Here is a 7360-nt window from a genome sequence, read left to right as displayed (position 1 = left end):
AAATTAAGTTCTCCGACTATATGAATGAGCGACGGGCACGGATGCCCGTCCTACTAAGGATAAAGCAGAGATAATAAAATTCCTAAAAAACCAAAATCCTTATTGCCGTCATTAGCTACGCAAGTCCGCTTCGCTCCCCCCGCGCAGGCGGGAATCCACTTCGGACATCAAGCAACATATTGTTTAAAAAAAGCTACCGTAATTCTTCAGTGGATTAGGAATTTAACAACAGTTTCACAATAAAACCTTTACCCACCATCACTTCCACACCCCACACCCGCAAAAAAGCCGTCTGAAAAACGACCATATCGTTTTTCAGACGGCTTTTCCCCATTCCAGCCCGCCGCTACACGCCCAAAGCCTGCCAGACTTTCAAAGCATCCGCCGTGGCTTTGACATCGTGCACGCGGAAAATGCGGGCGCCGCGTGCCGCTGCCGCCAGCGCCGCCGCCACGCTGCCGTGCACCCGCGCCGCCGCATCGGTTTCGCCGGTCAGCTCGCCGATCATGCGCTTGCGCGATACGCCGATCAGCAGCGGCAGCCCCGTTGCCGCTGCCAACTCGGGCAGATGGCGCATCAGGGCGGTGTTGTGTTGCAGGTTTTTACCGAAGCCGAAACCGGGGTCGAGCGTGATACGCGTTCGGGCAATCCCGGCTTCGATACACGCGGCGGCGCGGCTGTTCAGATAACGCGCCACTTCGCCGACCACGTCCTGATAATGCGGATTGTCCTGCATGGTTTCGGGCAGCCCCTGCATATGCATCAGGCAGATGCCCGTATCCGCCTGCTGCGCCAGCAAGTCCACCGCGCCCGCGTCGCTCAGCGCGGCCACGTCGTTGATGATGTCTGCGCCGCCCAAATCCAGCGCTTTGGCCATCACTTCCGTGCGGCGGGTGTCCAAACTCACCGGCACGCCCCACCCTGCTACTTCCGCCAATACGGGCTGCACGCGCGCCCATTCTTCTGCGAGGGAAACATAGGCCGCGCCCGGGCGGGTCGATTCGCCGCCGATGTCCAAAATATCCGCGCCGTCTTTCAAGAGCTGCTCGGCGTGGCGCAAGGCTGTTTGAACGGTGTGGGAATACGTGCCGCCGTCTGAAAACGAATCGGGCGTGAGATTGACGATACCCATAATCTGCGGGCGGTTTAAGTCGATTTGGAAACGGCCTGCCTGCCATATGCTCATGGTTTATTCCTTAGCGGTTATTATCCGTTCCATATTATAAAGGCAAAGGCCGTCTGAAAAAGCGGCTAAGCGGTTTTTCAGACGGCCTAGCCTTGAAAAACCCTATTCCGCCACCATGTATTTTTAGATATGGCACGCTATGCCGCATTTTATAAAGGGGTTCTATACGATGAAACAATATACGATTTACGAGCACGCCGCCGAGCAGCGCATCGAAGCGGTAAAAAACGGCTGGTCTTGGCCGGGATTTTTCTTCAGCATCTTTTGGGCGCTGTTCAAACGCCTGTGGCTGGTGGCGCTGGCCTTATTTCTGGTTGCATTTGCCGCTTCCTTTGTCGGCGCGGTGGCTGCGATTTTCTTTGCCGGCAGCACGCAGGAGGAAAATGCCGTGATTGACGCGGTAGGCAATGCCGCATCGCTGGCCATCGCCATCTACACCGGCATCAACGGCAACAGCCTGCGGGAGCGCAATCTGCTCAAACGCGGCTACCAACGCATCACCACCGTCGAAGCGTCTTCCCCGCAGCACGCCGTGGCGCGTTATGCTGCCGATAAAAACGCCTAATCAACCTGTTTCTCCGCCAAAAGCCGTCTGAAAAAGACGGCTTTTGGGCATTTTCAGACGGCCTTGTCCGCCCGATTGTGAAATGCCGCCAAGCAATAATTGTCAACAATCCTGCTTTATGCCACAATCTGCCTCATCCGGCTTCTAACAGCTTCTAAACAGGAAACATCATGTACCGACACGTCGAATTTTACGCAGGCGACCCGATTTTGAGTTTGGTCGAAGTTTACAACCGCGACACCCGCGCCGAAAAAGTCAATCTCGGCATCGGCATCTATTTTGACAGCGAAGGCAAAATGCCGGTATTGGAATCGGTCGGCCGCGTCGAGCATGATTTGGCCACATCGCCCCGCCCCTGCCCCTATCTGCCGATGGAAGGCTTGGCCGCCTACCGCAGCGCGGTGCAAAACCTGCTGTTCGGCGCATCGCACCCGGCCTTAACCGAAGGCCGCATCGCCACCATCCAAACCCTCGGCGGCTCCGGCGCATTGAAAGTGGGCGCGGATTTCCTGCACCGCTGGTTTCCCGAAGCCAAAGCCTATGTCAGCGACCCGACCTGGGACAACCACAAAGGCATTTTCGAAGGCGCAGGCTTTGAAGTCGGCACTTATCCGTATTACGATCCGGCCACCGTCGGCGTGAAATTCGATGAAATGACGGCGTTTTTCGACAGCCTGCCGGAAAACAGCGTGTTAATCCTGCATCCCTGCTGCCACAATCCGACCGGCGTGGATTTATCGCCCGAGCAATGGGATACGGTGTTGGAAATCATCCGCAAGCGCAAGCTGATTCCGTTTATGGACATCGCCTACCAAGGCTTCGGCGGCGACTTGGACAGCGACGCCTACGCCATCCGCAAAGCTGCCGAGATGGGCTTGCCGCTGTTTGTCAGCAACTCCTTCTCCAAAAACCTGTCGCTTTACGGCGAGCGCGTCGGCGGCCTGAGCGCGGTGTGCCCGAGCAAAGAAGAAGCGGATATCGTGTTCGGCCAGTTTAAATTCACCGTACGCCGCATTTATTCCAGCCCGGCCGCCCACGGCGCGTATGTGGCCGCCGAAGTGATGAATACGCCCGAACTGTTTGCCCTGTGGCAAAGCGAAGTCTATGCCATGCGCGACCGCATCCGCGCCATGCGTCAGGGTCTGTATGACGTATTGGCCGCAAAAGTGCCGGGCAGAAATTTCGACTATTTCATCAAACAACGCGGTATGTTCAGCTACACCGGCTTAACGGTCGAGCAGGTACACCGCCTGCGCGACGAATTCGCCGTTTATCTGCTCGACTCCGGCCGCATGTGCGTGGCGGGTCTGAACCCTGCCAACATCGAGTATGTAGCCAACGCTTTTGCCGAAGTGCTGAAATAGCCGTCTGAAAGAAGCGGGGTGCAGCGTTACCGCGCCCCGTTCTTTTTTATTCAACGATAATTTGAAGTAAATCAAAAAGCCGTCTGAAAAATTACGTTTTTCAGACGGCTTCTCTATAATGGCTGGCGCACCCAACAGGGATCGAACCTGTGACCTCCAGCTTCGGAAACTGACACTCTTCCAACTGAGCTATGGGTGCACGAAGCCGTAAGAGTAACGTATTTTCCGCATTTTGGCAAAGCCTATCTGGCCGTTGCGGCAAATCCGCACCGACCCCGCAGGCGCGGAAAACTTAATAATTTAACGTTTACAAGCTCTTAATCCCGCCCACCTGCTGCTCACTAAGTTTTTTTACAGAATTTCCGCCCCAGCGATTGGAAAGCGCTTGTAAATTCAGTATAATCCAGCAAAATATTGTTAATTGCGTTTAACATACCCATTATATATAAACCAAAGCACAACCTAACCTAACGGCGAGGCCTACCAAATGAAACAACTCAGTAACAGTAAAGCCCAAGGCTCTGCATTATTCACCCTGGTGAGCGGGGTCGTCATCTTGCTCGCAGTCGTTTTCTTCCTGATTAAGCTGGCCGGCAGCAGCTCGTTCAGCGACGTTGCCGAAACCACCGAATCCGCCACCCAAACCCGCATCCAGCCCTCCGGCCAACTGCTGTTGGGCGACGGCACCCCCGTAGGCGAGCGCACCGGCGAGCAGATTTTCAACAAAATCTGTATCCAATGTCACGCCGCCGACAGCATCGTACCGAACGCGCCGAAATTTGAAAACAAAGCCGACTGGGCGCCGCGTATCGCTCAAGGCTTCGACACCCTGTTCAACCACGCTCTGAACGGCTTTAACGCCATGCCGGCCAAAGGCGGCGCAGCCGATTTGACCGACCAAGAACTCAAACGCGTTGTGACTTACCTGGCCAACACCGCCGGTGCTTCTTTCCCCGATCCTGATGCCGGTGCCGCCGCTGCCGAGGGCGAAGCCGCTCCTGCAGCCGAAGGTGATGCTGCCGCGCCTGCCGCAGAAGCCGCCGCACCTGCTGCCGAGGCCGCTCCGAGCGCCGCAGCCGCCATCGACGGTAAAGCCGTATTCGACGCCAGCTGCATGGCCTGCCACGGCGCGAACTCCGCCATTCCGGGCATTCCGCGCGTGACCCACAAAGACGAGTGGAAAGACCGCATTAAGAAAGGCAAAGAAACCCTGCACAAACACGCCATCGAGGGCTTCAACTCCATGCCGGCCAAAGGCGGCAACATGAGCCTGAGCGATGACGAAGTTAAAGCAGCCGTAGATTACATGGCCAACCAATCCGGCGGCAAATTCTAAAAACCGCCTGAAAAAAGCGCACTGCCCCGCGGTGCGCTTTTGGTTTATCCGCCGCCTGCCTAAGGCGGCTCAGGCCGTCTGAAAAACGCCGCGCCGCATACCAACAGAGGATACGCTTATGTCACACCCACTCAACTTTGTGATGATTTCCCCCCATTTTCCCACCAATTTTGAAACCTTCGCCGTGCGCCTGCACGAGCGCGGCATCCGCACGCTGGGGATTGCCGATGCGCCTTATGAATCCCTGAGCGACACCCTGCGCAACGCGCTGACCGAATACTACCGCGTGGACAATATGGAAGATTACGACCAGGTTTACCGCGCCGTAGCCTTTTTCGCGCACAAATACGGCCGCATCGACCGCATCGAATCCCACAACGAATACTGGCTGGAGCTGGATGCCGCCCTGCGTACCGATTTCAACGTACCCGGCTACAAAAGCGCCGATATGCAGCCCATCAAAACCAAATCGCAGATGAAGGCGGTATTCCGCAGCATCGGCCTCAAAGTCGCCCGCGGCAGAGTGTTCAAAAACGATGAAGACGCACGCGAGCTGGCGGCCGAGCTGTCCTTCCCCGTCATCATCAAACCCGATTCCGGCGTCGGCGCGAGCGATACCTACAAAATCCGCTCGGCGGCAGACTTGGAAGCCTTTTTCGGCAGCCGCAATCCGCACACCGAATACATCATGGAAGAGTTTATCGACGGCGACATCATCACCTTCGACGGCCTGGCCGACAAAAACGGCAAAATCGTGTTCCACGCCGGCTTGGAATATTCCGAAGCCGTATTGGACACGGTCGAGCAGGACAACGATATGTTTTACTATGTGCCGCGCGACATTTCCCCCGATTTGGTCGCGCTGGGACAAAAATGCGTGGATGCCTTCAAAATCCGCGAACGCTTTTTCCACTTTGAATTTTTCCGCGTCAAAGGCAGCGGCGAGCTGATGCCGCTGGAAATCAACTGCCGTCCGCCCGGCGGCCTGACCATCGATATGTGGAACTACGCCAACGATTTCGACGTGTTCCGCGAATACGCCCATATCGTTCAAGACAACACCTTCCGCGCCGACATCACCCATCCGTGGAACGTGGTGTACATCGCCCGCAAAGCCAGCAAGCCTTACGCGCACACCACCGCCGAAGTCTGCGCCCGCTACCCCGACAACATCATCAGCGTGCAGCGCGTGCCCGGCGTATTCGCCAAAATCATGGGCGAAGAAGGCATTCTGGCGCGCACCGAAACCCTGGCGCACATGCACGAAATCGTGCACTTCGCCCAAGAAAAACGCGGATAAGGAGATGACCATGCATTTTGAAGCACGCAGCCATTGGAGCGGCGAACTCGGCCGCGAAATGCCGTTTAACGTGTACGGCCACGCAGGCAAGCCCGTGATTGTTTTCCCCTCCTCCGGCGGCAACCACCACGAATACGGCAACTTCGGCATGATTGAAGCCTGCGCGCCCTTTATCGAAAGCGGCCGTCTGACATTCTACACACCCGATTCCGCCGACAAAGACTCCTGGCTCGACACCCGCAAATCCGGCCATGATATGGCGCTGGCGCACAACGCCTACGACCGCTACATCATCAACGAGCTGGTGCCGCTGATTCGCAGCGAGTCCGCCCACAACGGCGCCCTGATGGCAACCGGCTGCAGCATGGGCGCATTCCACACCGTCAATTTCGCCCTGCGCCACCCCGACGTATTCGACACCGCCGTCGCCCTAAGCGGCGTGTACGATGCCCGCTTTTTCAGCGGCGAGTTTCACGGCGACCCCGAAGTCTATACCAACTCGCCCATCGATTTCCTGTGGGGGCAGCACGACGCCTGGTTTTTGGAACGCTACCGCCGCAACCACTTCATCACCGCCGTCGGTCAGGGCGCATGGGAAGAGCAGCACATCGCCGACACCCGCCGCCTGCAGGAAGCCTTTGCCGCCAAAGGCATAGACGCCTGGTTTGACTACTGGGGACACGACATGGCGCACGACTGGCCGCTGTGGCGCTTGCAAATGCCGTATTTCTTAGGCATATTGGCGGAACAAAACCTGATTTAAACCCGCCGCCTGCCCGCGTCAGGTGTCTGTTTTCAGACGGCCTGACGCGCAGAGCGCGGCCTTTTCCCACGCCGACTGACGCCCGCCCATAACGGGCGGCAACCGTCCACGGCAAGCACCAAGGAGCCGCCATGTCCCACATCCGCCCCTTTCTGCAACACAGCCCCGACATCCACCCCGATGCCTGGATAGACCGCAGCGCCGTCGTGATCGGGCAAGTCGAGCTGGCCGAAGCTGTATCCGTCTGGCCCGCAGCCGTTATCCGCGGCGACGTACACCGCATCCGCATCGGCGCGCGCAGCAACATCCAAGACGGCAGCGTCTTGCACGTCACCCATGCCAGCGCAAGCAAGCCCGAAGGCTCGCCGCTCGACATCGGCGAAGACGTTACTGTCGGCCACAAAGCCATCCTGCACGGCTGCACCATCGGCAACCGCGTGTTAATCGGCATGGGCAGCATCGTTTTGGACGACGCCGTGATTGAAGACGACGTCGTACTCGGCGCCGGCAGTCTCGTCCCCCCGCGCAAACGCCTGCAAAGCGGCTACCTCTACACCGGCGCCCCCGCCAAACCCGCCCGCCCCCTGAGCGCGGAAGAATTGGCGTTTTTAAAACAATCCGCCGCCAACTACGTCGGCTACGCGCAAACCTATCGGGCGCAGGAAGCAGGCACAGAAACGGAATAAACGCGATTCCGCCTGCCGATTGCCAAGCCGTCTGAAAAAAAGCCGTCTGAAAAATCAAATATTTGATTTTTCAGACGGCTTTTTTAGATTCAACAGGTGGCTGAATTTCAACGGATGCTGTATATATAGTCGGAGAAATTAAATTCTGATACAAGGCGGC

At 57.2% G+C, this 7360-nt stretch carries 7 protein-coding genes and 1 tRNA gene; 6 read left to right on the top strand and 2 right to left on the bottom strand.

Annotated elements, in window-relative coordinates:
* Positions 1-346: 346 nt before the first annotated feature.
* Positions 347-1186 carry a dihydropteroate synthase gene (gene folP, locus BDE01S_RS06600; protein WP_066079063.1) on the bottom strand — a complete coding sequence of 280 codons (840 nt, stop codon included), beginning with the start codon at positions 1184-1186 and terminating at the stop codon, positions 347-349.
* 169 nt (positions 1187-1355) lie between these two features.
* Here folP and BDE01S_RS06595 point away from each other — a divergent pair, with 169 nt between their 5' ends.
* Together BDE01S_RS06595 and BDE01S_RS06590 are read left to right on the top strand one after the other, a co-directional pair.
* Entirely contained in the window at positions 1356-1751 is a 396-nt protein-coding gene (locus tag BDE01S_RS06595) for a DUF2628 domain-containing protein (RefSeq protein WP_066079060.1), read from the top strand.
* Between the two features lie 170 nt (positions 1752-1921).
* A complete protein-coding gene (locus BDE01S_RS06590) occupies positions 1922-3115 on the top strand; it encodes an amino acid aminotransferase (RefSeq protein ID WP_066079057.1) in 1194 nt (397 codons plus the stop codon).
* A gap of 123 nt (positions 3116-3238) precedes the next feature.
* Here BDE01S_RS06590 and BDE01S_RS06585 read toward each other — a convergent pair.
* Positions 3239-3314: transfer RNA gene (locus BDE01S_RS06585), tRNA-Arg, on the bottom strand.
* A gap of 288 nt (positions 3315-3602) precedes the next feature.
* Between BDE01S_RS06585 and BDE01S_RS06580 the strand changes: the two genes are divergently transcribed.
* From BDE01S_RS06580 to BDE01S_RS06565, 4 genes are all read left to right on the top strand, one after another.
* Positions 3603-4451: a c-type cytochrome gene (locus BDE01S_RS06580; protein WP_066079054.1), complete on the top strand. Its 849-nt coding sequence runs from the start codon at positions 3603-3605 to the stop codon at positions 4449-4451.
* Between the two features lie 118 nt (positions 4452-4569).
* Positions 4570-5751, top strand: a complete 1182-nt coding sequence (locus tag BDE01S_RS06575; RefSeq protein WP_066079051.1) for an ATP-grasp domain-containing protein — start codon at positions 4570-4572, stop codon at positions 5749-5751.
* A 10-nt stretch (positions 5752-5761) separates the two neighbouring features.
* On the top strand, positions 5762-6514 hold the full coding sequence (locus BDE01S_RS06570; RefSeq protein WP_066079048.1) for an esterase family protein: 753 nt from the start codon (positions 5762-5764) through the stop codon (positions 6512-6514).
* Between the two features lie 131 nt (positions 6515-6645).
* A complete protein-coding gene (locus tag BDE01S_RS06565; RefSeq protein WP_066079047.1) occupies positions 6646-7200 on the top strand; it encodes a gamma carbonic anhydrase family protein in 555 nt (184 codons plus the stop codon).
* Positions 7201-7360: the final 160 nt, after the last annotated feature.

This window comes from Bergeriella denitrificans NBRC 102155, from assembly GCF_001592185.1.
Taxonomy (GTDB): Bacteria; Pseudomonadota; Gammaproteobacteria; order Burkholderiales; family Neisseriaceae; genus Neisseria; species Neisseria denitrificans.
The sequence above is the reverse complement of the archived record's forward strand: the minus strand, read 5'-3'. Positions and strand labels throughout refer to the sequence as shown.